This is a genomic window from Clostridium puniceum, from assembly GCF_002006345.1.
Taxonomy (GTDB): domain Bacteria; phylum Bacillota; class Clostridia; order Clostridiales; family Clostridiaceae; genus Clostridium; species Clostridium puniceum.
On sequence record NZ_LZZM01000082.1, the window covers coordinates 1 to 1869 of the forward strand.

The 1869-nt window shown below is 25.0% G+C and carries 2 protein-coding genes; both read left to right on the plus strand.

Annotation, left to right across the window (positions count from 1 at the left end; all coding sequences use genetic code 11):
* Positions 1-83: 83 nt before the first annotated feature.
* The gene (locus CLPUN_RS06620; protein ID WP_077846534.1) at positions 84-527 is read left to right on the plus strand and encodes a transposase family protein; all 444 of its coding nucleotides are present in this window, start codon (positions 84-86) and stop codon (positions 525-527) included.
* Between the two features lie 7 nt (positions 528-534).
* Positions 535-1854 (plus strand): ISL3 family transposase, encoded by a 1320-nt coding sequence (locus CLPUN_RS06625; protein WP_278281607.1) that lies wholly within the window; start codon positions 535-537, stop codon positions 1852-1854.
* Positions 1855-1869 lie beyond the last annotated feature (15 nt).

Below are 1869 nucleotides of genomic sequence, written 5' to 3' on the forward strand. Positions count from 1 at the left end.
TGGTTCTTTCCATAGTTAGTTGAACTTCTATTTAATCTGATATATTATTATAGAGATTTATTATTTTGAAAGTAGGATTTTTAATGGATAACTTTATTAAACTTTTAGATAAAAACCTTAATTTTATTAGTTATGAAATTATTAATGACACTATATATGTACATGCTATTTCTAATCGACACGAAGTTACTTGTCCTTTTTGTAAAGAGATATCAGTTAAAGTTCATTCCCACTATTCAAAAAGCTTTCAAGACTTACCAATTCAAGGTAAAAAAGTTCTTATTGTTTTAAAGAATAGAAAAATGTTTTGTAATAATCCTAAATGTAATCATAAGACTTTTGCAGAAGAATTTGAATTTATAGCGCCTAAAGACAAGAAAACTAAGCGCTTAGAAAATGAGATTATTAGTTTATCTTTAAATGTAAGTTCAATAACTGCATCTAAATATTTAAAGCGAAGCGTTGCAAATGTAGGTAAAAGTACAATTTGTAATCTTTTAAAAAAAGAAAGAAGTAATAATCAATAAAGAAAGTATAACTAAAGTTTGTATTGATGATTTTGCTATAAGAAAGAGACAAACATATGGCACAATAATGATTGATATAGATACACATAGAGTCATTGATATGATATTTTCTAGAGAAATTAATGATGTTACAAAATGGCTAAAAACTTATCCTAATATGCAAATAGTTTCGAGAGATGGTTCTATAACGTATAATAATGCTATCTCTTTAGCACATCCTAAAGCTATTCAAATTAGTGATAGATTTCATTTATTGAAAAACTTAACTACATATTGTAAAGATTACTTAACTAAATTCTTTAAACCTCAAATAGTGATTGATAAAAACGTTGATACATCTAATAAGCCTCAATTTTGTGTCAATGAAAATAAAAATATCTCGCAACATGAAAGAGCTTTAAAAGCACTAACTATGATTAATAGTGGACATACTAAAACAGAAGTTTGCAAAACTCTAAATATGGATATAAGAACATTAAATAAGATACTCAAATTAAACGGAAATGATATAAATTATTATTGTAAGAATAAACTCACCTTAATACAAGAAGAGCGATTGAAAATTAAACAGGAACTTATCAATAAAGTTAGAAAAATGAAAAATAATTATTGTTCTGTAAGTGAAATAGCTAAAAATTTAAACCTCGATAGAAGGACTGTGACTAAATATTTAAATCCCCATACAACAGGGATAAGTGGCAATTCAGGAATGAAAAGAAAAAGTATATTAGATACATATATTTCATATATAGACGGAATGATTGATTTAGGGGCAACATCAACACAAATTTTAGAAAAAATTAGAAAACAAGGATATATAGGTTCATCATCCACCATTAGAAATTATATGTCTCAAAGAAAGAATTTATTAACTTATAATCATAAAAATAATTCTTATAATAAGACAGATCATATGCTAATTGAACGAAAATCACTTATAAAACTGCTTTTTAATCCTATTGATAAAATTAAAGGTTTAACACCTATGATTTTAAATAAAGTATATGAAAAGTTTCCAGTTTATAAAGAAATAATTGATATAGTTTCTGATTTTAGAACACTATTAAAGAATAAAATCTCTGAAAAATTAGATAATTGGTTAAATAGAGCCTCAAATTTAAATATTGGAGAAATTAACTCATTTATTAATGGAATTAAAAGAGATATAAATGCTGTCAAAAATGCAATAATTTATGATTATAATAATGGATTAGCGGAAGGTAGTGTAAATAAATTAAAGGTAATTAAGCGCATTATGTATGGCAGATGTAGTTTTGCTTTGTTAAGAAGCAAAATTCTAAATCTCGAATACCTAAAATTCAACTAACATTGGAAAGAACCA